At 73.4% G+C, this 23,634-nt stretch carries 23 protein-coding genes; 6 read left to right on the top strand and 17 right to left on the bottom strand.

The features are described from left to right. The first annotated feature begins 12 nt into the window (after positions 1 to 12). Positions 13 to 1,398, top strand: coding sequence for an 8-oxoguanine deaminase (locus tag ACIQIB_RS03580; protein WP_363606426.1), 1,386 nt, complete (start codon positions 13 to 15; stop codon positions 1,396 to 1,398). A gap of 471 nt (positions 1,399 to 1,869) precedes the next feature. On the opposite strand, the gene aceB is transcribed toward ACIQIB_RS03580, so the two are convergent. Further along, positions 1,870 to 3,549 (bottom strand): malate synthase A, encoded by a 1,680-nt coding sequence (gene aceB / locus ACIQIB_RS03575; RefSeq protein WP_400756461.1) that lies wholly within the window; start codon positions 3,547 to 3,549, stop codon positions 1,870 to 1,872. Positions 3,550 to 3,738: 189 nt separating this feature from the next. On the opposite strand from aceB, the gene ACIQIB_RS03570 reads away from it, so the two are divergent. Together ACIQIB_RS03570 and ACIQIB_RS03565 are read left to right on the top strand one after the other, a co-directional pair. Further along, positions 3,739 to 4,536 (top strand): IclR family transcriptional regulator, encoded by a 798-nt coding sequence (locus tag ACIQIB_RS03570; protein ID WP_363606422.1) that lies wholly within the window; start codon positions 3,739 to 3,741, stop codon positions 4,534 to 4,536. Between the two features lie 303 nt (positions 4,537 to 4,839). After that, positions 4,840 to 5,379 (top strand): hypothetical protein, encoded by a 540-nt coding sequence (locus ACIQIB_RS03565; RefSeq protein WP_400756460.1) that lies wholly within the window; start codon positions 4,840 to 4,842, stop codon positions 5,377 to 5,379. A 111-nt stretch (positions 5,380 to 5,490) separates the two neighbouring features. Here the strand turns inward: ACIQIB_RS03565 and ACIQIB_RS03560 are convergent, their stop codons facing one another. Then, positions 5,491 to 6,804, bottom strand: a complete 1,314-nt coding sequence (locus tag ACIQIB_RS03560; RefSeq protein ID WP_400756458.1) for an esterase/lipase family protein — start codon at positions 6,802 to 6,804, stop codon at positions 5,491 to 5,493. A 315-nt stretch (positions 6,805 to 7,119) separates the two neighbouring features. On the opposite strand from ACIQIB_RS03560, the gene ACIQIB_RS03555 reads away from it, so the two are divergent. After that, a complete protein-coding gene (locus ACIQIB_RS03555) occupies positions 7,120 to 7,449 on the top strand; it encodes a MoaF-related domain-containing protein (protein ID WP_363606418.1) in 330 nt (109 codons plus the stop codon). Between the two features lie 99 nt (positions 7,450 to 7,548). Here ACIQIB_RS03555 and ACIQIB_RS03550 read toward each other — a convergent pair whose 3' ends face one another. The 6 genes from ACIQIB_RS03550 to ACIQIB_RS03525 form a co-directional block, all read right to left on the bottom strand. Further along, entirely contained in the window at positions 7,549 to 8,691 is a 1,143-nt protein-coding gene (locus ACIQIB_RS03550) for an alpha/beta hydrolase-fold protein (protein ID WP_363606417.1), read from the bottom strand. A gap of 300 nt (positions 8,692 to 8,991) precedes the next feature. Further along, positions 8,992 to 9,906 carry a phosphotriesterase gene (locus ACIQIB_RS03545; RefSeq protein WP_400756456.1) on the bottom strand — a complete coding sequence of 305 codons (915 nt, stop codon included), beginning with the start codon at positions 9,904 to 9,906 and terminating at the stop codon, positions 8,992 to 8,994. Next, positions 9,903 to 10,337 (bottom strand): carboxymuconolactone decarboxylase family protein, encoded by a 435-nt coding sequence (locus tag ACIQIB_RS03540; protein WP_400756454.1) that lies wholly within the window; start codon positions 10,335 to 10,337, stop codon positions 9,903 to 9,905. The genes ACIQIB_RS03545 and ACIQIB_RS03540 overlap by 4 nt, the downstream gene beginning before the upstream one ends. A 17-nt stretch (positions 10,338 to 10,354) precedes the next feature. Next, the gene (locus ACIQIB_RS03535; RefSeq protein WP_400649528.1) at positions 10,355 to 10,960 is read right to left on the bottom strand and encodes a DUF4865 family protein; all 606 of its coding nucleotides are present in this window, start codon (positions 10,958 to 10,960) and stop codon (positions 10,355 to 10,357) included. 75 nt (positions 10,961 to 11,035) lie between these two features. Then, positions 11,036 to 11,602: a TetR/AcrR family transcriptional regulator gene (locus tag ACIQIB_RS03530; protein ID WP_363606411.1), complete on the bottom strand. Its 567-nt coding sequence runs from the start codon at positions 11,600 to 11,602 to the stop codon at positions 11,036 to 11,038. A 230-nt stretch (positions 11,603 to 11,832) separates the two neighbouring features. Beyond that, the gene (locus ACIQIB_RS03525) at positions 11,833 to 12,852 is read right to left on the bottom strand and encodes an LLM class flavin-dependent oxidoreductase (RefSeq protein ID WP_400756452.1); all 1,020 of its coding nucleotides are present in this window, start codon (positions 12,850 to 12,852) and stop codon (positions 11,833 to 11,835) included. 303 nt (positions 12,853 to 13,155) lie between these two features. Between ACIQIB_RS03525 and ACIQIB_RS03520 the strand changes: the two genes are divergently transcribed. Then, the gene (locus tag ACIQIB_RS03520) at positions 13,156 to 14,145 is read left to right on the top strand and encodes an aldo/keto reductase (protein WP_363606408.1); all 990 of its coding nucleotides are present in this window, start codon (positions 13,156 to 13,158) and stop codon (positions 14,143 to 14,145) included. A gap of 95 nt (positions 14,146 to 14,240) precedes the next feature. On the opposite strand, the gene ACIQIB_RS03515 is transcribed toward ACIQIB_RS03520, so the two are convergent. The 6 genes from ACIQIB_RS03515 to ACIQIB_RS03490 form a co-directional block, all read right to left on the bottom strand. Beyond that, positions 14,241 to 15,317, bottom strand: a complete 1,077-nt coding sequence (locus tag ACIQIB_RS03515; protein ID WP_400756451.1) for an LLM class flavin-dependent oxidoreductase — start codon at positions 15,315 to 15,317, stop codon at positions 14,241 to 14,243. Positions 15,318 to 15,320: 3 nt separating this feature from the next. Beyond that, positions 15,321 to 16,226 (bottom strand): ABC transporter substrate-binding protein, encoded by a 906-nt coding sequence (locus tag ACIQIB_RS03510; protein ID WP_363606405.1) that lies wholly within the window; start codon positions 16,224 to 16,226, stop codon positions 15,321 to 15,323. An 80-nt stretch (positions 16,227 to 16,306) separates the two neighbouring features. Beyond that, positions 16,307 to 17,014 (bottom strand): ABC transporter ATP-binding protein, encoded by a 708-nt coding sequence (locus tag ACIQIB_RS03505; RefSeq protein WP_363606403.1) that lies wholly within the window; start codon positions 17,012 to 17,014, stop codon positions 16,307 to 16,309. Beyond that, positions 17,011 to 17,871: an ABC transporter permease gene (locus ACIQIB_RS03500; protein ID WP_400756450.1), complete on the bottom strand. Its 861-nt coding sequence runs from the start codon at positions 17,869 to 17,871 to the stop codon at positions 17,011 to 17,013. Before ACIQIB_RS03500 ends, ACIQIB_RS03505 begins: the two co-directional genes overlap by 4 nt. A gap of 71 nt (positions 17,872 to 17,942) precedes the next feature. Further along, positions 17,943 to 18,965 (bottom strand): NrtA/SsuA/CpmA family ABC transporter substrate-binding protein, encoded by a 1,023-nt coding sequence (locus ACIQIB_RS03495; protein ID WP_363606399.1) that lies wholly within the window; start codon positions 18,963 to 18,965, stop codon positions 17,943 to 17,945. Positions 18,966 to 19,142: 177 nt separating this feature from the next. Further along, entirely contained in the window at positions 19,143 to 20,183 is a 1,041-nt protein-coding gene (locus ACIQIB_RS03490; protein ID WP_400756449.1) for an ABC transporter substrate-binding protein, read from the bottom strand. 464 nt (positions 20,184 to 20,647) lie between these two features. Here ACIQIB_RS03490 and ACIQIB_RS03485 point away from each other — a divergent pair, with 464 nt between their 5' ends. Further along, positions 20,648 to 21,430 carry an IclR family transcriptional regulator gene (locus ACIQIB_RS03485; protein ID WP_363606395.1) on the top strand — a complete coding sequence of 261 codons (783 nt, stop codon included), beginning with the start codon at positions 20,648 to 20,650 and terminating at the stop codon, positions 21,428 to 21,430. A 105-nt stretch (positions 21,431 to 21,535) separates the two neighbouring features. Here the strand turns inward: ACIQIB_RS03485 and ACIQIB_RS03480 are convergent, their stop codons facing one another. From ACIQIB_RS03480 to ACIQIB_RS03470, 3 genes are all read right to left on the bottom strand, one after another. Then, positions 21,536 to 22,345 carry a winged helix-turn-helix domain-containing protein gene (locus ACIQIB_RS03480; protein ID WP_400756448.1) on the bottom strand — a complete coding sequence of 270 codons (810 nt, stop codon included), beginning with the start codon at positions 22,343 to 22,345 and terminating at the stop codon, positions 21,536 to 21,538. An 82-nt stretch (positions 22,346 to 22,427) separates the two neighbouring features. Next, positions 22,428 to 22,556 (bottom strand): hypothetical protein, encoded by a 129-nt coding sequence (locus tag ACIQIB_RS03475; protein WP_363606393.1) that lies wholly within the window; start codon positions 22,554 to 22,556, stop codon positions 22,428 to 22,430. Between the two features lie 527 nt (positions 22,557 to 23,083). Then, positions 23,084 to 23,632, bottom strand: coding sequence for an ATP/GTP-binding protein (locus ACIQIB_RS03470; protein WP_363606392.1), 549 nt, complete (start codon positions 23,630 to 23,632; stop codon positions 23,084 to 23,086). Positions 23,633 to 23,634: the final 2 nt, after the last annotated feature.

The raw sequence follows: 23,634 nt of genomic DNA, 5'->3' as shown, positions 1-23,634 counted from the left end.
AGGAGCCCCACCATGGCAGTCCAGCCCCCGCCCGCCGGCCGGCGGATCGTGATCGAGAACGTCGCCGTCGCGACGGTCGACGCCGACGACACCGAGTACGCCCGCGGCCACGTGGTCGTCCTCGGCAACCGGATCGAGTCGGTCGGCGACGGCCCCGCCCCGCAGTGGCCGGACAACGTGGTGCGCCGGATCGACGGCGAGGGCCACCTCCTCACCCCCGGCCTGGTCAACACCCACCACCACTTCTACCAGTGGATCACCCGCGGCCTGGCCCAGGACGCCATCCTGTTCGACTGGCTGGTGGCGCTCTACCCGACCTGGGCCCGGATCGACGACCGGCTCGTCCACGCCGCCGCCCAGGGCTCGGCCGCCGCCCTGCTCAAGTCCGGCTGCACGACGGCCGCCGACCACCACTACGTCTTCCCCCGGGACGGCGGCGACATCCTCGGCGCCGAGATCGAGGCCGTCCAGGAGCTCGGTCTGCGCTTCACCGCGCTGCGCGGCTCGATGGACCGCGGGAAGAAGGACGGCGGGCTGCCGCCGGACCACGCGGTCGAGTCGACCGAGGCCGTCCTGATCGCCTCCGAGGCCGCCGTGGACCGCTACCACGACGCCTCCTTCGACTCGATGCTGCGGATCGCCATCGCCCCCTGCTCCCCCTTCTCGGTCTCCACCGAGCTGATGCGCGAGACCGCCCTCCTGGCCCGCCGCAAGGGCGTCCGGCTGCACACCCACGGCTCGGAGACGGCCGAGGAGGAACAGTTCTGCAAGGAGCTGTTCGGCATGGGCCCGACCGACTACTTCGAGTCGGTCGGCTGGCTCGGCGAGGACGTCTGGATGGCGCACTGCGTCCACATGGACGACTCCGACCTCGTCAAGTTCGCCGAGACCGGCACCGGCGTGGCGCACTGCCCCTCCTCCAACGCCCGCCTGGCGGCCGGCATCGCCCGCGTCCCCGACATGCTGGCGGCAGGCGTCCCGGTCGGCCTCGGCGTGGACGGCACCGCCTCCAACGAGTCCGGCGAGCTGGGCACCGAGCTGCGCAACGCCCTGCTGATCAACCGGCTGCACGGCTCCCCCACCGCGCTGACCGGCCGGCAGGCGCTGCGCCTCGGCACCATGGGCGGCGCCCGGGTGCTCGGCCGGCAGAACGAGATCGGCTCCATCGAGGCCGGCAAGCTGGCCGACCTCGCCCTGTGGAAGATCGACGGCATCATGCACTCCTCGATCGCCGACCCGGTCGCCGCCCTCACCCTCGGCGCCCTGCCCCCGCTGACCGCCCTCTTCGTCAACGGCAACGCCGTGGTCGAGCGGGGCCGGCTGACCACCGTCGACGAGGACCGGATCGCCCAGGCCTGCGCCCGCGCCGCCAGGGAACTCGCCACCCGCCCCGGCTGACCCTCCCTCCCCCTTGGACTCACGACCGCGGCGCCGCCCTGCTGGAGCGGCTGGACGGACCGGGCGGAGCGCTCGTCGTCACCGGCGATCCGACCCGCACGGAGCCGCGTCGCGCCACGCACGCCGCCCGGACCGATCCGGTCTCCCGCCGGAACGCCGAGGACTGGCTGGGCATCGCGGCCGTTCTGCGGCTCACCCCGGCCCTCTTCGACCAGGCGGGCCGCCTCGCACCCGGCGGGACACTCCGGTCGCTGGACGGCCATCCATGTGGCCGCCGCGCTCAGCGTGGCGCCGTCGGTGGCCTGGTTCCTCGCCTACGACAAGCGCCTGGTGGAAGCCGCCGAGGCCGTCGGCCTCCGGACGATCACCCCGGCATGACAGCGGACCGCGGCCCCGGACCCACGGCGGGGGTCCGGGGCCGCGGCGTGGCGGGGCAGGCGCGCCGGCCGCCGCCACTGGGCGGAGCGGGGCTCAGTCCAGCAGGGGAAGCGCGGGGAGGGTCAGGAAGTCCACGAACTCCTCGGCCAGGGCGACCTGTTCGAAGAGCGTGGCGGCCTCGTCCCAGCGCCCGCCGGCGTAGGCGTCGGCACCCAGCCCGGCCCGGAGCCCGGCCAGTTCCTCGGCCACCAGCCGCCGCACCAGGGCCGCGGTGGCCTTCTCGCCGGTGTCGGCGAGCACGACGCCGTTGTGGATCCACTGCCAGACCTGCGAACGGGAGATCTCGGCGGTGGCGGCGTCCTCCATCAGGTGGAAGATGGCGACGGCGCCGAGGCCACGCAGCCACGCCTCGATGTAGCGCACGCCGACCTGGACGGCGTTGTGCAGCCCGGCGCGGGTGCAGCTGCCGCCGGCGCCCGCGATGTCCAGCAGCTGGGCGGCGGTGACCGGTTCGGCCGGGCCGGGGTTGTCCTTCTGGTGGGGGCGCTCACCGAGGACGGCGTCGAAGGAGGCGCGGGCGACCGGGACGAGGTCGGGGTGGGCGACCCAGGAGCCGTCGAAACCGTGGCCGGCCTCGCGGTCCTTGTCGGCCTTGACCTTCTCCAGCGCGGCGGCGGTGACCTCGGGGTCGCGGCGGCTGGGGATGAACGCGGCCATGCCGCCGATCGCGTGGGCGCCGCGCCGGTGGCAGGTCCGCACCAGCAGGCGGGTGTAGGCGGCCATGAACGGGGAGGCCATGGTGACGGTGTTGCGGTCGGGCAGGATGTAGTGCTCGCCGGCGTCGCGGAAGTTCTTGACGATCGAGAACAGGTAGTCCCAGCGGCCCGCGTTGAGCCCGGCGGCGTGGTCGCGCAGCTCGTAGAGGATCTCGTCCATCTCGAACGCGGCGGTGATGGTCTCGATCAGCACGGTGGCGCGGACGGTGCCGTACGGGATGCCGAGCGCGGCCTGGGCGTGGGCGAAGACGTCGTTCCAGAGCCGGGCCTCGAGGTGGCTCTCGGTCTTCGGCAGGTAGAAGTACGGGCCGGAGTTCGGGTCCTCGGGGCCGCGCGCGATCAGCCGGGCCGCGTTGTGGAAGAAGTAGAGGCCGAAGTCGAGAAGGGCGCCGGCCACCGGGGCACCGTCGACCAGCAGGTGCGTCTCGTCCAGGTGCCAGCCGCGCGGGCGGACCACCACGGTGGCCAGTTCGGCGGCGGGCCGCAGGGCGTACGCCCTGCCCTGCGGCCCGGTGAAGTCGATCCCGCCCTCGAAGGCGTCGATCAGGTTGATCTGGCCGCCGACCACGTTCTCCCAGGTCGGGGAGGTGGCGTCCTCGAAGTCGGCGAGCCAGACCCGGGCGCCGGAGTTGAGGGCGTTGATGACCATCTTGCGGTCGGTCGGGCCGGTGATCTCGACCCGGCGGTCCTGGAGTGCGCGGGGGGCCTCGGCCACCCTCCAGTCGCCGGCCCGGATGTGGGCCGTCCCGGGGAGGAAGTCCAGGGTGCCGGCCTCGGCGATCTCGGCGCGGCGGGCCCTGCGGCGGGCCAGGAGCTCCTGCCGACGGCCCTCGAAGGCGCGGTGGAGTCCGGCGACGAAGGCGACCGCCTCCGGGGTGAGCACCTCCTCCGCCCGGTGGACGCGCGGACCGGCGACGGTGACGGCCGGAGCGGCGGAGAGGGCGTCCGGGGGCACCCCCGGCCCGGGGCTGCGCGAGGGTCCCTGATCTGTGGCCATGGGCAGGACACTCCTAAGACGGTTGAGCCCGACGAAGGGAGCTCCGGCGGGAACTGCCTCGAACCGAACCCGGCTGCCGGAGGGCCCGATTCTGTAAGGTGGAGACTAGTTTCCGCGATACAGAATTTCAACGGTTTGTTGAAGCGATCGCGGAGGCTCTGATCCTCCCCCACAGTGAAGGGAACGCCGGTGGTCGCCACCCCCGAGACCGCATCGACGACGGGCACGGACCGCGCGAGCGGCGGCGTGCAGTCCGTCGAGCGCGCCTTCCAGCTGCTGGAGGCGCTGGCCGACTCCGGGGGCATCGCGACGCTCAGCGAGCTCTCCACCTCCTCCGGTCTGCCCATGCCGACCATCCACCGCCTGGTTCGTACCCTCGTCCAGCAGGGCTATGTCCGCCAGGACACCACGCGCCGCTACACCCTGGGCCCCCGGCTGATCCGGCTCGGCGAGACGGCCGGCCGGCTGCTCGGCAGCTGGGCCCGCCCGTACCTGGCCGAACTGATGGAGGCCACCGGCGAGACGGCCAACCTGGCCGTGCTGGAGGGCGGTGAGGTGGTCTACGTCGGGCAGGTGCAGTCGCGGCGCTCGATGCGGATGTTCACCGAGGTCGGGCGACGGGCGCAGCCGCACTGCACGGGCGTCGGCAAGGCCCTGCTGGCGCAGCTGCCGGAGGAGGAGGCACGCGCCGTCCTCGGCCCCGACCCGCTGCCCGCGCACACCTCGTACACGCTGACCGACCCGCAGGAGCTGATGGCCCAGCTCGCCGAGGCGCGCGAGCGCGGCTATGTGGTGGACGACCAGGAGCAGGAGATCGGGGTGCGCTGCATCGCGCTCGCGGTGCCGGGCGCGCCGACCCCTGCGGCGATCTCGGTCTCCGGCCCGGAGGCGCGCATCCGGGCGCTGGAGGAGCAGGACGGCAGCTCGTCGCTGGTGCCGGTGATGCACCGGATCGCGACCCGGCTGGGACAGGTCCTCGCGCCCTGACGATCCGCCGGTCCGGCCGCCGGTGAACACCGGAAGTCGGGCCGGCCGACTTCCGGTGCGGGTTTTCCCCCGTTCGAGCGGCCGGGGGCGGGTTGCGGCAGCGGCGGGGAGCCGGTCGGCCAGGCTGTTGCGGACGCGGCCCGCGACGGCGCGGGCACCGGGAACGCAAGGGCAGGGTGAGCGGCGATGTCCCGCAGAGGATCCGTTCGTGGTTCGGTTCAGGGATCGGACGGGGGTTCGGCCCCGGGAACGTCAGGCCGGGGATCGTCGGGCCGGCGGGCCGCGGTGCGCGGCGCTGTCGCGGTGGGTTCCGCGCTGACGGCGGGTTGTGCGCTGACGGCACTGACGGCCGGGCCCGCCTGGGCCGGTCTGCAATGGCCGGCCACGGCCGCACCGTCGACCGCCCCCTCGGCCGGGCCCGGCGCCACGGCCGCGACGGCCTCCGACTCCGACCTGGAGGTCATCGGGCTGGACCCGGACCCCGCCGCACCCGGTGGCACCACCACGGTGCACGCCGTCGTCGGCAACCGCGGCCCCGACCGCACCGCCTCGCCGTTCACGGTGGTGGTCACCCTGCCGGCGGGCGTGACGCCGGAAGGCCCGTACTTCCCGGAGAACTGCGCCCCGTTCCAGGACGGCCACCGGGTGCACTGCACCTTCCCGGCCGGCCTGCCCGCACTGCGGAGCGCGACGGCGCTGATCCCGGTCCGGCTGGCGCGCAGCGTCCCGGCCCCCGGAACGCTGCTCGGGGGCTGGGTCTCGGTGCGCGGCGACGACGACCGGAACACGTCGAACGACAAGCAGCCGTTCGCGATCCCCGTCGTCGAGACGGAGATCCGCTGACGGAGATCCGCTGACGCGGACCGGCTGACGGCGAGCCGGTGACGGCGGCCCGGGCGTTGTCGCGCCCGGGCCGCCGGCGCAGGCGGCCGGTCAACAGGGCTCCGGGGCCGGTCAGTCGAGCCAGGCGTCCACCTGGCTCAGCGACTCCGGCGCCCAGGCCAGTTCCAGGTGGTTGAGCCCGGCGAGCAGCCGGGTGCCGCCGACCGTACCGATCCCGGTGGTGTCCAGCGCGCTCGCGGTGAAGACGATGCCGTCGCTGGGCCCCCGGTTCTCGTTGAGGACGCCCGGGATGTCGGCCGAGCCGCCCGCGAGCAGGTAGCCGCGGACGGCGGCCGGGACCCCGGCCCGCTGGAGCGGTCCGATCAGCGAACCGGCGTCGATGGCCGCCTGGATGCCCTGGCCCGAGGTGTAGAAGCCCTGGCCGCCGTAGTACGTCGTCCACCAGTCCTGGGCGGTGCCGTCCACCCCGTAGGTGCCGTCCCAGCGGGCGAGCAGCTGCCGCTGCCCCGGGTAGCAGTCGTGGCCGCCGCTGGGCAGCACGCCGAGGCAGGGCTGCGAGGTGTACGTGCCGTAGCAGGTCATGAAGAGGTGCGGGGACGGCGCGTTGGCGCTGCCGCCGCAGGCCGGCCAGGTCGCGAGCGAGAAGGCCCAGCCGTGGGCGTACACGTAGTCGAGGCCGCCGTTCGGACCGCCGAGCGTGACCAGGCGGCGGACGTCCCCCGCGTATGCCCGGCCCCAGGAGGGGCGCACCGAGGAGACGTACGCGCGGGCCGCGACCTCGCCCTTGCTCCACGCGACCACGTCCACCTGGGGGACGCCGAGCCGGGCCCGGATCAGCGCGACGGCGTCGCCGACGGCCTGCGCCTGCATCAGGTTGTCGCCGTTCTTGTGGGCGAAGTTGATCGCGAAGACGCGGTGGCCGGTCGAGGCGAGGTACTGGGCCAGGCCGGTGGACGGACAGCCGGACGCACCGCAGCTGCCGCTCTCGCCGGGGTTGGCCCAGGCGCGGTCGGCGTTGTCGTTGGCACCGTGGACGAGCAGGACGGGGGTCTGGCGGCTGCCGGTGTCCCAGCCAGCCGCCGAGTAGAGCAGGAAGCGGCCGGAGAACGGTTGGCGGACGCCGCCGAAGTACGTGAGGCGGGCGCCGTCCTGGTCGCCGCGGCCGTCGGCCGGGTACTGCTCGGCGTGGAAGCCGGCGGTGGTGTCCAGATAGCGCTCGACCTTGGCCCAGCCGTTGCCGGGTGAGGGGTAGGTCGCCTCCAGGGTGAGCGGCGCGGCGGCCGAGGCCCGGGGCGGCGCGCCCAGCAGGAGGGCGGCCAGGGTGAGCAGGACGGCGGCGAGGGCGGCGGCCGGGCGTCTGGAGTCCCTGCCGTTGCGGACGGGGCTCATGCCGCTTGCGGCGTGCGGATCTCTGGCGGGGTTCATGGGCGGCTCCCTGGTCGGGCCCACGTCCCGGTGGGCCGGAGCCTGCACGGTACGGTCGGCCCGCCGGAGCGCCCATGTGCCGGTCGCACACCCGGCGGGCGGCCGTCGTGGCGCTTCGCGCCGTGGCGTCCCCGGGCTCCGGCGCCCCGGGGCCATGGCGATCCCCGTGCCGTGGTGATCCGCGCCGTGGGGACCGGTGCCGTGGGACCGGTGCCGTGGCGGGTGTCCCCGAGTACGCCGGGAAAGGTCGCCGGGTCGGATAAGTTGGAGGTCCATCCGTACCGCTCCGCACAAGAGACGAGGACACGCCCAACCATGACCGCGCCCCTGCCCGCCTTCGCCGGCCGTACCTATCTCTTCCAGGTCGACAACGGCGCGGCCTTCCGCAACGCCTACTCGGCCGACGGCAAGCGGCTGCGCTGGGAGGGCCTCGGCGAGTCGGCGGGCCAGTGGGAGGACGTGACGCTGCACGTCGCCGAGGTCGGGCCGGAGCTGTACTTCGTCAGCTGGACCGAGCAGAGCGGCATCACCGTCAGCCATGTGATGGACCTCGCCAGGCTGACGGTGCGCGCCTTCTGGACGTACGAGGGCGAGGGTGGCCGGGTCGGCGAGCTGCACACCGGGACGCTGGAGCCGGTGGCCTGAGCAGGCCTTGAGCCGAAGCCCCGGCCCCGGCCCCGACGCCCCGCCGGAACCGGCCGGGGCTGTCAGGGACCGTCAGGGGCCGGCAGGGCGGCCGGGGGCTCAGACCGGCTGGCCGGGCACCCGGAGGTGCTGGGAGAGCCACTCCAGCGAGGACGGCAGCAGCTTGCCCCAGGTCTCGAAGTTGTGGCCGCCGGTCTGCAGCATGCTGTACGACACCTTCATCGGGCTGTGCACGGCGGCCACGAACTGCTCGGTGTCGCGCCGGTATTCACCGTCGCCCTCCTTGGTGCCGGCCAGCAGCACGGACGCCTTGGGCTGGGGCAGGTTCTTCAGTCGCCAGATCAGGTCCGCCTCGTTGCGGCGCTGCTCGCTGCCCTTGAAGAGGTCACCGGTGGTCGGGTCGTCGGCCGCCTGGTAGTAACCGGAGAGCGAGACGGCGGTCGGGAAGACCTCCGGGTGGCGCATGGCCAGCTTGAGCGCGCAGTAGCCACCGGTCGAGTTGCCCATGAAGCCCCACGCCTGCGGGTCGGCGGAGACCCGGAACGACGCCTGGATCGCGGACGGGACGTCCTTGGTGAAGTACGTCTCGGACTGTGCGCCGCCGGGGATGTCCTCGCACTCGGTGTCCTGCGGCAGCGCGGGCGACGGGCGCATCAGCACCATCACGGTCGGCTGCATCTTCCCCTCCTGGAGCAGCTTCAGCGCCGCGCCCGGGTAGTTGAGGCGGGTCACCAGGTTCTTGGCGATGCCGGGGAAGCCGGTGCTGACGATCACCGCCGGGAACTGCTTCTGCGCGTACTCCGGCTGGAAGTACTGCGGCGGCAGGTAGACGTACCCCTCGGTGGAGAGCCGGGTGGTGGCCCCGTCGATCCGGACCTCGCGGATCTCCCCGGACTTTCCGGGGTCGCGGCCGAGCGCCCCGCCGCCCTGGACCTCGGCGTGCCCGATGGTCTCCACCCGCAGCCGGCCGGAGGCGTCCACCTTGTTCTGGATGACGACCGGGCCGTTGTCGCCGGTGCCGAGCAGGTCGTCCCAGCTGCTGTAGAAGGCGAAGTAGTTGTTCGCCACCAGGCCCAGCGCGGCGAGCACGGTGAGCTGGGTGGCGAGCAGCGTGCCGATCCGGCCGAGCACCGCCTGCCAGCTCCGCTTCGCCAGTCTCGGCCACAGCCAGACGGTGCCCGCCATCATCACGACGGCGATCAATACGGTCAGCGCCAGCACCTTGTGGCTCGTCAGACCCATGTCCTACTTGCTCCCACGCCTCGAACTCCCCGTCCCCGCCCCTAGGGCCTGTCCGACGGACAACCCCTAGGACATCCAGGACGGCCGCCCCGGTTCCCCCGCTCGTCGCGGAAGCCCCCGCCGAGGCGCGATCAACCACCCTAGCGGTCCGGGAGGCTGCCGCGGACCCGCCGACCAGCGGGTATGCGGGGTGACGGAGGCGACAGGAGCGGGACGGGGGCGCGGGTCGCCGAGGGCGCGCCGGTGGTCGCGGGCGCGGACCCGGCCCGGCGGATCACGAGGAACGAACGGGCCGGTCCGTCAGGGCGCGGCCCACTCGGTGGCGAAGGCGCGGGCGGGGTTGGCGGTGAGGAGCTGGTGCGGGAGGGCGGGGCCGAACTCGCGGGCGAGGCGGGGTGCGAGCGCGGTCAGGAGGTGGGTCGGGCCGGGGCTGTGGCGGGCGCCACGGGTGGTGGTGTCGCCGCCGAGGAGCAGCTGGGCGGCGTGGCCGGCCTCGGCGAGGGCGGCGATGGTGTCGAACAGGTGGTGGTCGGTGGCGTGGTGGGCGCGGGAGGGGCCGTCCAGCGCGAGGTAGGCGCCGGAGGCGGCGAGGTGCCGGTGCAGCCGGAGGTCGGGGAGCCGGTTGAGGTGGCCGAGGACGATCCGCCGGGGCGGGACGCCGTACCGACCGCAGAGCAGGTCCAGGACGTCGGGCGCGGCGGTGCCGAGTTCGTGGTGGACCGCGATCGGCGCGCCGGTGGCGTGGTGCGCCTCGGCGGCGGCCGCCATCACCCGGCGGGTGTGCTCGCCGAGGCCGTGGTAGTCGCCGGCCACCTTGATCAGTCCGGCCCTGGTGCCGGCCGGCGCCCCGCGCAGGCCGGTGGTCAGCTCGGCGGTGAACAGCCCGGCCAGTCCGTCGTACAGGTCGGCGAGCCCGTCCGGGTCGTAGTGGACGGCCTGGTGCAGACCGGTGGCCGCGACGAGGTGGACGCCGGCGCCGCGCGACAGCCCGGCGAGCGCGGCGCCGCCCCGGCCCATGCCGTGCGGGGTCCACTGGACGAGCGCCCGGCCGCCGGCCGCCGCGAAGGCGCGCAGCACCTCGGCGGCGGCCCCCTGGTCGTCCAGTTCCTCGCCGGGCAGCCGGGGGCTGCGGAGGAAGAGGTGGTCGTGGGAGTCGCAGACGCCGAGTTCGGCCGGATCGAGGTCGCCGAGCACCGTCCGGACGGTGGCGGTCACGCGGCATCCGGGTCGGTGGTGTCCTCGGCCGCGGCGGCGTACTCGGCGAAGGCCGCAGTCGCGGCCCGCAGGCCCGCGAGCGCCTTGGGGACGCCGACGTAGGGCGCGAGGTGGACCAGCACCTCGGTGATCTCCTCCCGGGTGAGGCCGATCCGCAGGCTGTTGCGGACGTGGTCGGCGAGCTGCGGCTCGACGCCACCGAGGGCGGTGAGCGCGGCCAGGTTGGCGACCTGGCGGTCGCGCGGGGAGAGGCCGGGCCGCTGGTAGGTGCCGCCGAACAGGCTGGTGACGATCCAGTCGGGGAAGCCGGGTGCCACCTCGTCCAGGCCGCGCAGGGTGTCGGCCTGGGTCTGCGGTCCGGCGAGGTCGTTGAGCAGCGCGTAGCCGGCGGCGCGGTCGAGCGGGGCGGGGGTGAGGTCGGCGGGTTCCATCGGGTCGGGCGGTCCTTTCACCAGTGGCGGCCGGCGGGCAGCCGGTCGAGTTCGGGGCGGCAGAGGTGCAGTACGCGGTAGTGGACGCCGGGCTCGTCCTCGGGTGCGTCGCCGTGCCAGAGCGCGATCCGCAGCAGCTCCCAGCGGGCCGGGTCGACGGCGACGGCGGCCGTGTGCAGGCCGGGGTGGTCGGGCAGCCCGGCAAGGGCCCGCTCGACCGCCTCGGCCGGGTCCGCGCCCTCCGGGAGCCGTTCGATACGGCGGGTGGCGGCGGCCGGGCTCCCTGTCGCGGTGCCCCGGCGCAGTCCGGCTCCGAGCCAGTGCCGGACGGCCGGGCGGCCGAAGTCGGCGCTCACGCCCCGGAAGCCCGGGCCCCAGAGGAAGCTGTTCATCCCCTCGGGGGTGCGCCAGAGGTAGAACGGCGCGTACTGGTTGACCGGTGAGCCTCCCCCGGTCTCCGGCCGGGAGGCGGCCCCGTGTCGGCCGCGCTCGCGCACCAGGTACGCCTTGAGGCCGAGGCCGGGGTAGTCGTCGAGCAGGTGGCCCTTGTCGGCGACCCGCTTCCGGATGATCCCCATGTCGTAGTCGGCGGGGAGGGTGATCTCGTACTGCATGGCGTGCACGGGCGGTACCTCCGGAACGGCCGGGCGGGACGGGGCGGGGCAGGGCGGCGGGCGGTGCGACGCGGGGACCGGGCCTCAGCGGGAGCGGTGGGCGGCGAGCAGGCCGAGGGCGCCCCGGACGGCCTGCTCGAACGGTTCGGCGGAGCCGGCCGCGCGGGCGAGGACGTAGCCGCCCTGCACGACGGCGACCACCGCGGCGGCGGTGTCGGCCGGGTCGGCACCGGGGATCAGCTCGCCGGCGGTCTGCCCCTCGGCCACCAGTTCGGCCAGCCGGCCGCGCAGCCAGTCGAAGGTCTCCTCGACGGGCGCGCGCAGCCGCGGGTCGGCGATCACCTCCGGGTCCTGGGCCATCCGGCCGATCCGGCAGCCGCGCAGCACGTCGCGTTCGCGGTGCAGATAGGCCGCGATGCGGTCGTAGGCGGTGCCGGGCCCGGCCAGGTCGGCCTCGGCGACGGCGCGCAGCTGCTCGGCGCTGCGGCGCAGGGCGGCGGCGGCCAGATCGGGTTTGCCGTCGAAGTGGTGGTACATGCTGCCCTGGCCGACGCCCGCGCGCTGCTGGATGGCCTTGGGGCTGGTGCCGACGTAGCCGCGCTCCCAGAGGAGTTCCTGGGTGCTCTCGATGAGACGGTCCTGGGTTGCCATACCGATCACTGTACATACCAGTAGGTACAGAACGCCAGGGGTGCACCGGGAACGGCCCGGCCGGGCACGACCCGACACACCCCGACAGATCCCGACAGACCTGCCGAGGGCCGTGGGCCGCCCCCCGGCGGTCCACGGCCCTCCCTGTGATCGTCGTCCCCCGGAACGGCGGGCGGCATTCCCCCGGGCCCCGCGGTCCGGGTGAGGTGTACGTCACCCCCGAGGGGCCGTCAGGGCAGCTCCCGCCGGATCACCGGGGCGACCTCGCTCGCGAACAGCTCCAGCTGCTCGTGCTGGACGTCCTCGGTGAGCGAGTCCACGCCGATCCCGACGACCTCGTTGCCGAAGGCCTCGTGGTAGCGGTGGATCTTCTCGATCACCTGCTGCGGGCTGCCGACCAGCGCCGAGCCGCGCTCCAGCGCGTCCTCCAGCGACTCGAACGGCGAGTTGTTGTGCTTGCCGGCCGCCGAGTTGAACAGCGCGTCCCAGTACGGGCGGAAGCCCTCGACGGCGTCCTGCGAGCGCCTGGCGATGAACAGGCCGCCAAAACTGGTGCCGACCCGGACGTCCTTCGGGTCACGGCCGTAGTGCTCCCAGCACTCGCGGTAGTGGTCCACCAGGGCCTTGTACTTGGCCAGCGGGTGGAAGGAGTTGGCGGAGAACAGCGGGTCCCCGTAGCGGGCCGCCAGGTCGGTGGACTGGGTGCTGGTGGCACTGCCGTGCCAGACCGGGATCGGGTCCTGGAACGGGCGCGGCGAGATGGTCGCGTCCTTGAGCGGCGGCCGGGTGCCGCCCTCCCAGGTCACCTTCTCCTCGCGCCAGAGCCGGCGCAGCAGAGCGTAGTTCTCGGCCAGCGCGTCCCACTGCCGTTCCTCGGGCAGGCCGAACAGGTCGAAGTGGCGCGGGTCGTTGCCCTTGCCGATGATCAGTTCGAGGCGGCCGCCGGAGAGTTGGTCGAGCAGGGCGTAGTCCTCGGCGACCCGGACCGGGTCCAGGATGCTCAGCACCGTCACGGTGGTGAACAGCCGGATCGTCGAGGTGCGGGCGGCGATGGCGCTGAGCAGCACGGGCGGCGCCGGGGAGAGGAACGGCTCGCCGTGCCGCTCCCCCACCCCGTAGCCGTCGTAGCCGAGTTCCTCGGCGGTGACGGCCTGGTCGATGACGTTGTGCAGCTTCTCGTTCGGGGTGCGCCGCACACCGGTGACGGGGTCGGGGCCGTTGGCGACGAGGGACGAGACGGTGAACCGCATGGCGGTCTCCTTGTGGGGCACTCGGTGGGAGTTCGGCGAGGACGGCGCGGCGGCCCGGGCTGAGCACTCCGGACACGGCCGCGCTCACCCGGGGGCGGCACCGGGGAGGGATCGCGCGGAATCGGCTCGGTGGCGGCGTCAGCGCGAGGTGCTGCGGGGACGACAACAGCGCAGGGGTACGGCGTACACGGACATACCGACTCTCCCTCGCCTCGCACACACACGATCCACCGCGAGCATATGCACCGCTCAGGAACGGGGCAAGAGCTTGATCGGAGGGCCGGGGCCGGCAGGATGTCCGGCATGACCTACCTCGCGGCGGATGACCGCTATGCCTCGATGACCTACCGCCGGGCCGGCCGCAGCGGCGTACAGCTGCCCGCCGTCTCACTGGGCCTGTGGCACAACTTCGGTGACGCCCAGCCGCTGGAGGTGCAGCGGGCGGTGCTGCGCCGCGCCTTCGACCGCGGCATCACCCACTTCGACCTGGCGAACAACTACGGCCCGCCGTACGGCAGCGCCGAACGCAACTTCGGCTACCTGTTCGCGCAGGACTTCCGTCCGTACCGGGACGAGCTGTTCATCGCCACCAAGGCCGGCTGGGACATGTGGCCCGGCCCGTACGGGGACGGCGGCAGCCGCAAGTACCTGCTGGCCAGCCTGGACCAGTCGCTGGGCCGGATGGGCCTGGACTACGTCGACATCTTCTACTCGCACCGCTACGACCCGGACACTCCGCTGGAGGAGACGATGGGCGCGCTGGACTCGGCGGTGCGCGCGGGCAAGGCGCTGTACGCGGGCATCTCCAACTACCCGGCGGAGCAGCACCGGAAGGCGGTGGAGATCCTGCGGGAGCTGGGCACGCCGGTGCTGATGAACCAGTCGGCGTACTCGATTCTCAACCGCTCCGTGGAGGAGGGCGTGCTGGACGCGGTCGGCGAGACCGGGACCAGCCTGATCTCCTACTCCCCGCTCGCCCAGGGGCTGCTGACAGACCGCTACCTCTCGGGCGAGGTGCCGGCCGGATCGCGGATGTCGGTCGGGCACTTCCTGAACAAGGAGGCGCTGACCGGCCCGAAGCTGGAGCAGCTGCGGGCGCTGAACAAGGTGGCCGAGCGGCGCGGGCAGACGCTCGCGCAGCTGGCGCTCTCCTGGGTGCTGCGCGACGAGCGGGTGGTGTCGGTGATCATCGGCGCCAGCTCCGTCGCCCAGCTGGACCAGAACATCGACGCGCTGAACGGCGGTCCGCTGACGGCCGAGGAGCTGGCGGAGATCGACCGGCTGAGCCGCTGAGGACGGCGCGCGGCGCGGCCCCGGCGCCCCCGGGTGGGGCGTTCGGGCCGCGCCGCGTGACCTGGCCGGCGCCGTTCACCCTGCTGTCCGGTGCGCTACCGGCGGGTGACGCCCAGCGCCGGTAGCACCGTCTCGGCCACCCGGTGGGCCTCTTCGAGCAGCGGGTTGCCGGAGAGGATGAAGGTGTCCACGCCCAGCGACTCGAACTCCTGGAGGCGTTCGATCACCTGGGCCGTCGAGCCGACCACCGCCGTACCGGGACCGGGGCGGAACAGGCTCATCCCCGGCCAGAGGTTCGGGTAGCTCTCCAGCTCCCGGGCGCGGGCCGGGACCTTGCCGCCGTGCTGGCGGAACTGGCGCTGCCAGCCGACCCCGTCCTCCCCCTTGGCACCGCCGAGCTGGCGCGCGTAGGTGGCCTCGCTGGTGACGTCGAGCAGCCGGTCCGCGGCGGCCCAGGCCTCGTCCTCGGTGTCACGGACGATCAGGTGCAGCCGCAGCCCGATCCGCAGGGTGCGCCCGTACGCGGCGGCGCGTTCGCGGACCAGGTCCAGCTTCTCCTTGAGCAGGTGCGGCGGCTCGCCCCAGGTGAGGTAGACGTCCACGTGCTCGGCGGCCATCTCGATGCCGGCCGCCGAACTGCCGCCGAACCAGAGCGGGATGCCGCCCGGCTGGACCGGCGTGAGCTCGCGCAGGCTCGCGCCGGCGTTCTTCAGGTTGTAGAACTCGCCCTTGTGGTCGAAGACTTCGCCCGAGGTGAGGCGCTTGACGATCGACCAGTACTCGGCGCTGAGCCGGTAGCGGTCGTCGTGCTCGACGTCCAGGCCGTACTCGCGCAGCTGCGCGGTGGAGCCGTTGACCACGTTGAACCGCAGCCGGCTGCCGTGCAGATGGTCGAAGCTGAGCGCCATCTTGGCCAGCAGGGTGGGCGAGACCAGCCCGGGGTGGATCGCCAGCAACGGCTTGAACGCCGGGGTGGTGGCGGCGGCCAGCGCGTTGCCGAGGTCCCACACGTCGTAGAGGTCGGTGGCGAGCAGGGCGCCCGTGTAGCCCAACCGCTCGACACTGCCCGCGAGTTGCTGGAGGTAGCGGAGGTCCGTCGGGCGGCGCCCGGCCAGCTCCCACGGGTAGTGGCCCTCGCGCGGGATGATGTACCAGAGGAATTCGGAGGCCACGACTCAGACCGCCTTGGCCAGTGCTGCGGCCACCGGGGCCTCCAGCGCGGGCAGATGGGCGTCGGCGACGGTCAGCGCGCGGCCGATGAAGCCGACCCCGTGGAAGATGTCCGCGGCCTCCTGCTGCTCGGCCACGAAGGCGGTCGTGGCGGGCTCCAGCCGCCACGGCAGGACGGCCAGCGCACTCTGCCAGTCCTCGGCGGTGCCACCGAGGTCGTCGGCGGCGATCGCGGCGGCCTCGGCCAGGTTGGCGGCCACCCAGGCGTCGGCCCGGCGCAGCGCGGCGCCGATCGCGGCCACCACCTCGGGGCGGTCGGTGGCGAAGTCCCGGCGGGTGAAGAAGACCGAGCGGTCGGTGATGAAGTCCCCGGTGCGGATCAGCTCGCGGAACTCCCCGGTCCGGCGGGCGGCGGCCAGTTCGGCGCCCTGGGCGATCCAGCCGGCGATCTCGCCGTCACGCAGCCGCTGCGCCGGGTCCTCCCCGGCGGCCGGGCGGACCGGGGTGATGTCGTCGGCGTAGGAGAGGCCCTCGGCGTGCAGCGCCTTGGCGAGCAGGTGGGTCTGCCAGGAACCGATGCCGAGGACGACGGTGCCGCCCCTGAGGTCGGCGACGGCCCGCACCGGACCGTCGGCACGCACCAGCAGCGCGCCGTGGTCGGGGCGGGGCGCGGAGACCGCCGCGTACACCAGGTCGTACCCGGCGGCCTGGGCGGTGACCGGCGGAGTGGAGCCGGTGCCGCCGAAGTCGATGGTGCCGTCGGCGAGCAGTTCGCCGGTGCGGGTGCCGTCCGCGTAGCGGTGGAACACACCGGTCTCGCCGAGCGGGGCCAGTTCCTCGTTCAGGTAGTCCAGGCGGGAGAGGTAGTAGAGCGAGGGGTTGCTGGCGTGGACGCCGAGGGTGATGGCCATGGGGATCAACTCCATTGGTGCTGAGCGGGGTTGCTGGGCGGGATTGCCGGAAGGGTCAGGGTGGTTCGGGGCGGGTCGGATCAGTGGACGCCGAGGTCCGCGAGCAGTTGTCGGCGCAGTTCGGCGAAGGCCGGGTCGGCCGGGTCGCGGGGGCGGTCGACGGTGACCCGCTCATCGCGGACGAGGTTGCCGTCGCGCAGGACGGCGACCCGGTCGGCCAGCCGGACGGCCTCCTCCACATCGTGGGTGACCAGCAGGACGGCCGGGCGGTGGCGGCGGACCAGGTCGCCGACGAGGTCCTGCATCCGCAGCCGGGTGAGCGCGTCCAGGGCGGCGAACGGCTCGTCCAGCAAGAGCAGTTGGGGCTCGCGGACGAGCGCCCGGGCCAGCGCCGCCCGCTGCGCCTCGCCACCGGAGAGGGTGGCGGGCCAGGCGTCGGCGTGCTTCTCCAGGCCGACCTCGGCCAGCGCGGTGAGGCCGGTCTCCCGGGTGGCCGCGCCACGTGGCAGGCCGACGGTGACATTGGCGAGCACCCGCTTGGAGGGCACGAGCCTGGGCTCCTGGAAGACCACGGTGCGCACCGGCGGAACGAGGACGGTGCCGCCGTCGGCCTTGTCCAGGGCTCCCAGGATCCGCAGCAGGGTGGTCTTGCCGGTACCGCTGGCACCGAGCAGCGCGACGAACTCCCCGCGCGCGATGGACAGATCGACGCCGTCGAGGACGGCCCGGGTACCGAACACCCGGCGCAGACCGCGGATGTGCACGGCGGGGGACGCGACGGTGGTCATCGGCCTGCTCCTTGGGTGGCCTTGCGCCAGGGCATCAGGAACCGTTCCAGCACACGGACGATGCCGTCGGCGGTGAGGCCGAGGAGCCCGTAGATCAGGATGCAGACGGCGAGGATGTCGGTGCGGGAGTAGTTCTGCGCCTGGGCCATCAGATAGCCGATGCCCTCGGTGGAGTTGATCTCCTCGGCGGCGATCAGCGCGATCACACTGAGCGTCATGGACAGCCGCAGGCCGGAGAGCAGCGAGGGCAGCGCGCCGGGCAGCACGACCGTACGGACGATCGCCCAGCGGCCGAGGCCGAAGCTGCGCATCGCCTCGATCAGTTTGCGGTCGGTGTTGCGAACGCCGCCGGAGGTGGAGACGTACATCGGGAAGCTGGTGGCGACACCGATCAGGGCGATCTTCGCCGTCTCGGTGATGCCGAACCAGACCATGAAGAGCGGCACCAGGGCGAGGAAGGGCACGGTCCGCAGGACCTGGACGGCGGAGTCCAGCAGTTCGTCGCCGAGCCGGAAGAACCCGGTGACCACGCCCAGCACCAGACCGGTGGCGGCTCCGAAGACCAGGCCGAGGCCGGCCCGGGTGAGCGAGACCGCGAGGGCGTCGGTGAGCTGGCCGTTGCCCCAGAGCTCGCCGACCGCCTCGGCGACCTGGGCGGGCGAGGCGAGCACGTCCTGGGTGAGCACGCCGGTGGCGGAGGCCAGGGCCCAGCCGCCGAGCAGGGCGAGCGGGCCGATGGTACGCAGGATCACGGCGAGGGCGCGCGGGCGGGGCGCGGGCAGCCTGGTCCGGGGGGCGACCAGGCCGGCTTCGAGGGCGGCCGCGGTGTCGGCGGGGGTGTGGCCACCGGCGGCCACCGGTGCCGCCTCTGCCGGTGTCGTTGCGGCCGGTGTTGCCGCTGGTGTTGCCGCTGTCGAGGGGGCAGGGCTCACTTGGCACCGTCCGCGATCTTGCTGATGTCGATCAGGTACGGCTTGACGTCGACCGGCTGCTTGGTGACCTTCTGGTCGGCGAAGAACTGGGCGACGGTGCCGAAGCGGGCGATGTCGGCGTCGGCGATCACGTCGGCGGTCGCGCCCTGCTTGCCGATGTTGACCGCGATGTCCTTCTCGGCCGGGGTGACGGCGGTCGGTCCGGAGTCGGTGAAGACGTTGAGGTAGGCGGCCGGGTCGGCCTTCTCCTTGAGGCCGTTCTCGTGCAGGTAGGTGTAGAAGGCCTTGACCACGTCGGGGTGCTTCTCGGCGAAGCCGTTGCGCACCGCCCAGACCGCGTAGTTGTCGGAGCCCACCTCCTTGCCGTTGACCAGGAAGTGCGCGCCGGAGTTGGCGATCGACGGGGTGGAGAAGGTGTTCCAGGTGGCCCAGGCGTCCACCTGGCCGGAGTTGAAGACGCCCGAGGTCTGGTCGGCGCGCAGGTAGACGCGCTCGACCTTGTCGGCCGGGATGTTGTTCTTCTCCAGCGCCTTGAGCAGCAGGTACTCGCTGGTGCCGCCCTGGGAGACGGCGACCTTCCGGCCGACCAGGTCCTGGACGGACTTGATGGGCGAGTCGTTCTTCACCAGGATCCCCTCGCCGACGCCGTCGGGGGCGGTCTGGGCGAACAGCTTGAAGCCGGGCTTCTGGGCGAGCGCGGCGACGGCCGAGGTGATCGAGCCCAGCGCGACGTCCAGCTGGTCGGCGGAGAGCGCCTGGGCGGCGGGGGCGAACGGGCCGGCGCTGCCGGTCCAGGAGACCTTGGCGTGGACGGCGGCCAGGGCCCGGTCCAGCGAGCCGTCCTTCTTGCCGAGGGCGAGGAAGCCGTTGTTGCCCGGGTCGGGCAGTCGCAGGACCACCTCGGCCTTGCCCCCGCCGTCGGCGGAGGCCTTGGCCCCGTCGGCGGACGAGCCGCAGGCGGCCAGGGCGGTGGTGGCGAGCAGCGCGGTGGCAGCGAGGGCGAGGCGGGGGGTCTTCACGGGTCAACTCCTGATGGATCGGCAGCTGGTCGGGGGCTGCTGATGACGGGCGGTGGCGGAGGGGTGGGCGGGCGGCGAGCGGGCGGGCGGGCGGGCGACAGGTGACGGGTAACAGAAAACGAAATCTGTTATCCGTCATCTGTTTCCTGTTTTCTGTTTTCTGTTCCCTGCCGCCCGTCAGTCGCGCACAGCCGCGCGGCGACGGTCGAGCAGCTCGCGGGCCGCACGCAGCGGCTCGGGGTCGGTCCAGGCACGGATGTCGACGGCCGCGTCGAGGAAGCCCTGGCCGCGCAGGAAGCGCTCCTGCTGCTCCAGCAGACCGAGGCGCTCCTCGGAGAGGTCGAGATGCAGGGTGCGGTGGCTGCCCGCCGCGTACGCCCCGGTGACGCCCTCGGCTCCGGCGCCGGTCTCGGCCTGGAGGATCCGGACCACCTCGGCGGGGTTGTCGACGGCCCAGTCGGCGGCGTCCAGCAGGACGGCGAGGAACCGGACCACCAGGTCGGGGTGGTCGTCCAGCAGACGCTGGTGGACGGTCACCGGGCGGGGCGTGCCGTTGTTCACCCGGGTGCGGCGGTCCGGCGCGGTGTCCAGCTCGACGGCGACCTCGGCGCCGAACCGGCGGGCGGCCTCGACGGCGAGCGCACCCTTGACGTAGACCGCGTCCACCACACCGTCACGCAGCGCGGCGAGTTCGGCGGCCCACTGGCCACCTCCGGGGGCGGCCGGCACATCGACCAACTCGGCTTCGTCCAGGGTGAGTCCGGCGAGCGAGAGGGCGCCGTGCAGCCCGGCCAGGGCCATCGCCCGCCAGAAGTCGATACCGATCCCATGACGTGGGACGGCCAGACGCAGACCGCGCAACTGCCCGGGAGTGGTGATGCCGCTGCCGGCCCGGACCAGGACGACCTGGCGTTCCTCGATCCAGGTGAGGCCGATCAGCCGGGTCTGCTCACCGCGCGAACGGGCCCAGAGCGCCGGGACGTTGCCGCCCTCGCGGAACAGGCCGGTGAGGGCGTGGGTGTAGTGGTGGTCGGCGGCCACCTCCGGCGGCGCGTCCTGGAGCGAGCGGACGGTGATGCCGTCGGCGGCGAACTCCTTGGCGAGCCACCCCTGGTCGGCGGCGATGCCGGTGGCGGTGGGGACGGGGCAGCGAGTGAACCAGAGGGTGTCCGGGGCGGCTTCGGAGGTCGCCTGGGCGCTGGGGGCGTGACTGGGCACGGTGGTGGGGTTCCTCTGCAACGGGGAGTGCGCGGGCGCGGCTGGGCGCGACACAGGGCGTGGAGCTTCAGGGAGTGCGGGAGGCGCGGGGAGGCGTCAGCGACAACAGGCGCAGGGGGCGGGGCACCGGTGGGTCGTCACGGCGCTGCTCCTTCCTGCGGGTTCGGTGGTTCCTGTGGTCCTGCTCGGTAATGCTTGGTGCTGTTCGGTACTGCCCGGTACTGCTTGGTGCTGTTCGGTGTTGCTCGACACCACTCGGCCTTGCTCGGTCCTGCTCGGTGGCGATGTGCCGAGCGTTCCACGGCAAGGGAGCACGAAGCAAGCCTTTGCCACATGGTGGGATCACTTGTTCATGAACGCCATTCCATTGCAACGCCGCCGACACAATCCCGAAGCACTGGCTGCCATAGTCTGGAAGTGACTTCGGTGAACCAGCCGGAGCGTCGGACAGAACGCGAGGTGCCATGGCCGAGGCCGCCACCGCCGTCCAGAGCCCGCCGGCCGGTGCGCAGGCCGTCCAGCGGGCCCTCGGGCTGCTGCACTGTTTCCACGACAACGGCCCCGACCTGAGCGCCTCGGACCTGGCCCGCCGGATGGGCCTGTCGGTCTCCACCGCGCACCGGCTGGCCCGGACGCTGGTCAGCGCCGGCTTCCTGGAACAGGACGAGCAGACCGCCCGGTACCGGCTCGGCCCGGCCGTCGCCGAACTCGGCCAACTCAGCTTCCACCAGCGGGGACTGCACCTGGCCGCGCCGGAACTGGACCTGCTCGCCAAGCGCACCGGCGCCACCGCGGACCTGGCGATCCGCAGCGGGTCGCACGCGGTGATCCTGGTCGGCGCCTCGGTCCGCCCGGACACCGGGCTCGGGCTGCGCCGGCCGCTGCACTCCACCGCGCTCGGAAAGGTGCTGCTCGCCTGGCCGCGCCCGGGGGACGCGGGCGCGGCGGCGCTCGGCCCGCTGCACCCGTTCACCGACCGGACCATCACCGAACCGGAGCGGCTGGCCGAGGAGTTGGCGAAGGTCCGAATAGCCGGCTTCGCACTCAACGACGGCGAGTCGGCCGCCGGGGTGCGCACCGCGGCCGTCCCGGTCCTGGACCGCTCCGGGCAGGCCCGGTTCGCCCTGGCCGTGCGCTCGACACCGGCCCACCTGACGGACGACCGACTGGACTGGTTCCTCGGGCACGCGCGGACCTGCGCGAGCGCACTGGCCGTCCTGCTGCTGCCGCCCGACCAGCGGGCGTGACCGGCCGCCCGTCGAGCGAATATCCCTGACGTGCCGTCAACGGGGCCGGGCGGGCCTGACGTCCGCGATGGACGAGCGGCCCGCCCGGCCTGGTTCAGCGGCGGTTCACGCCACCGGGGTGTACTTGTAGCCGACCCGACGGACCGTCACGATGCTGTCCCGGTAGGCCGATCCGAGCTTGCGGCGCAGCCGGGCCACGTGCACGTCCACCGTGCGGCCGTCGCCGACGTGGCCGTAGCCCCAGACGGCGGAGACCAGGTGATCGCGGGTGTGCACCCGCTGCGGGTGCTCGGTCAGGTGGGCCAGCAGCTCGAACTCGAGGTAGGTGAGATCGAGCAGCCGTCCGTCGACATAGGCGTTGCGGCGCTCCACGTCGACGGCGATGCCCCGGCCGGCGGGCCGGACCGGCCGGACCGCGGCGGGTCCGGAGACGGCGGCGGCCGCCGCGGCTCCGGTCGGCCCGACGGGCGGAGTCTGGACGACGGCGGGAGCCGTGACCGGGGCCGGGGCCGCCACAAGCGGGTTCTCCGCGGGCACGAGCACCAGGTACCCGACCATCGGGTGCCCGGTCGCGCCGCCGAACTGCGTGCCGAACTGCGCGCCGTACTGGGCGAGCAGAGCCTGCGGCAACGCGCCCTGCGGGAGCGCGGCGACGACGGTGGCCCCCTCCGGCAGCGCGGCGAGCAGGGCCTGCGGCGCCTGCGGAGCCGGGGCGGTCTGCGGGGCCTGGACGGCGGACGGGTGCTGCGAGGCACCGGGGTGCGCGGAGGCGCCGGGGTGCTGGGGAACGGCCGCCGGGCGCTGCGGGGCGGACCCGCCGTGCCATCGTTCGGCGGTCGGGGGGAGGGAGCGGACCGCGCGCAGGTGCGGGGTCGCGGCGGGCAGGGGAAGGGTGGCCGTGGAGGAAGAAGACATGGTGCCGCTCATTTCGCGCGTGACGGACGGGGTGGAGTCGTCTGCGCGTCGACCGGGCGAACTGCCGGGGGCTGATTTGAGGTCAGCGGGCGGAGAGCCGGGACGCGCTGGGCGAACCCGGACACGTCTGGTCGAACAGGTGCGGCTGCCGGGACGGCCAGAACGGCTCGAGGTCGGAGTGACCTCGGCTGCTGTCCACGACGTTGTTCATGCACGTATTCAACCATGTGAACGGACCGTTGCAGCGCACCGGGAGTGTCGCCCCCGTCACGCGGACGGTAGCGGCGGCAGGGCTGGAGCTGGGGCAGGCGAGGTTCACTGGTGCTCTCCGCGAAGCGGGCCGGGGCAGGTGCGGCGCGCCGGACGGGGTGTCCGGTACGGCCGGGTCGACGAGTTGACGGAACGTCAGGAACGTCGGGAAGGGATGGCCCGGTCGACCCGGCGGGCTGTCGACGGACCGAGGGCGGGCTGACCGGTCACCGACAGCAGGCGCTGCAGATGAGCGCGTGGTCGATGTACCGGCGGATCGTCAGCGTCGGCGTGACGGGGGTGGGCACGGTGACGGCACGCCGGTGGTCGACGGTCACGGTGCTGCCCTCCCCCACGGTCTCGGTACGTCCCGGCGGCAGGGCCGGACGGCTTCCGCCCACTGAGCCTTCCACGCCGCGCCGGTCAAGGCAACCTTCCATGCGCCGGACGTCCGGGATTCGGACGGCCGAATGAGACGGCGCGGTCGGCTCAGGCTCCCGCCGACGCCCCTCGGCGGCGTACGGCGGCGTGCTCGACCAGCGTGACCAGCAGCTCCTTGCCGTCCTCGCGGCGCCGGGCGTCGCAGAGCAGCACCGGGATGTCCGCGTCGAGGTCGAGCGCGTCGCGGACCTCCTCGGGGGAGAACACCTCGGTACCGTCGAAACAGTTCACCGCGACCACGAAGGGGATGCCGCGCTGCTCGAAGAAGTCCACCGACGGGAAGCAGTCCGCCAGCCGCCGGGTGTCGGCCAGCACCACCGCGCCGAGCGAGCCGCGCGCCAGCTCGTCCCAGACGAACCAGAACCGGTCCTGGCCGGGGGTGCCGAACAGGTAGAGAGCGAGCCCGGGCCGCAGGTCGATCCGGCCGAAGTCCATCGCCACCGTGGTGGTCCGCTTGGCCTCGACACCCGCGGTGTCGTCCACCGGGCGGCCCAGCTCGCTGAGCTCCTCCTCGGTGCGCAGCGGGCGGATCTCGCTGACCGAGCCGACCAGCGTCGTCTTGCCCGCGCCGAACCCGCCCGCGACGAGGATCTTCACGG

This window comes from Kitasatospora sp. NPDC092286 (assembly GCF_044755565.1).
Lineage (GTDB): Bacteria > Actinomycetota > Actinomycetes > Streptomycetales > Streptomycetaceae > Kitasatospora.
The sequence above is the reverse complement of the archived record's forward strand: the minus strand, read 5'-3'. Positions and strand labels throughout refer to the sequence as shown.

Bases quoted from the DNA above. Each gene is read 5' to 3' on its own strand.
- ACIQIB_RS03580 (WP_363606426.1), top strand. From the start codon at position 13: ATGGCAGTCCAGCCCCCGCCCGCCGGCCGGCGGATCGTGATCGAGAAC.
- aceB (WP_400756461.1), bottom strand. From the start codon at position 3,549: ATGGCCACAGATCAGGGACCCTCGCGCAGCCCCGGGCCGGGGGTGCCC.
- ACIQIB_RS03560 (WP_400756458.1), bottom strand. From the start codon at position 6,804: ATGAACCCCGCCAGAGATCCGCACGCCGCAAGCGGCATGAGCCCCGTC.
- ACIQIB_RS03555 (WP_363606418.1), top strand. From the start codon at position 7,120: ATGACCGCGCCCCTGCCCGCCTTCGCCGGCCGTACCTATCTCTTCCAG.
- ACIQIB_RS03550 (WP_363606417.1), bottom strand. From the start codon at position 8,691: ATGGGTCTGACGAGCCACAAGGTGCTGGCGCTGACCGTATTGATCGCC.
- ACIQIB_RS03540 (WP_400756454.1), bottom strand. From the start codon at position 10,337: ATGGAACCCGCCGACCTCACCCCCGCCCCGCTCGACCGCGCCGCCGGC.
- ACIQIB_RS03530 (WP_363606411.1), bottom strand. From the start codon at position 11,602: ATGGCAACCCAGGACCGTCTCATCGAGAGCACCCAGGAACTCCTCTGG.
- ACIQIB_RS03525 (WP_400756452.1), bottom strand. From the start codon at position 12,852: ATGCGGTTCACCGTCTCGTCCCTCGTCGCCAACGGCCCCGACCCCGTC.
- ACIQIB_RS03520 (WP_363606408.1), top strand. From the start codon at position 13,156: ATGACCTACCTCGCGGCGGATGACCGCTATGCCTCGATGACCTACCGC.
- ACIQIB_RS03510 (WP_363606405.1), bottom strand. From the start codon at position 16,226: ATGGCCATCACCCTCGGCGTCCACGCCAGCAACCCCTCGCTCTACTAC.
- ACIQIB_RS03505 (WP_363606403.1), bottom strand. From the start codon at position 17,014: ATGACCACCGTCGCGTCCCCCGCCGTGCACATCCGCGGTCTGCGCCGG.
- ACIQIB_RS03485 (WP_363606395.1), top strand. From the start codon at position 20,648: ATGGCCGAGGCCGCCACCGCCGTCCAGAGCCCGCCGGCCGGTGCGCAG.
- ACIQIB_RS03480 (WP_400756448.1), bottom strand. From the start codon at position 22,345: ATGTCTTCTTCCTCCACGGCCACCCTTCCCCTGCCCGCCGCGACCCCG.
- ACIQIB_RS03475 (WP_363606393.1), bottom strand. From the start codon at position 22,556: ATGAACAACGTCGTGGACAGCAGCCGAGGTCACTCCGACCTCGAGCCG.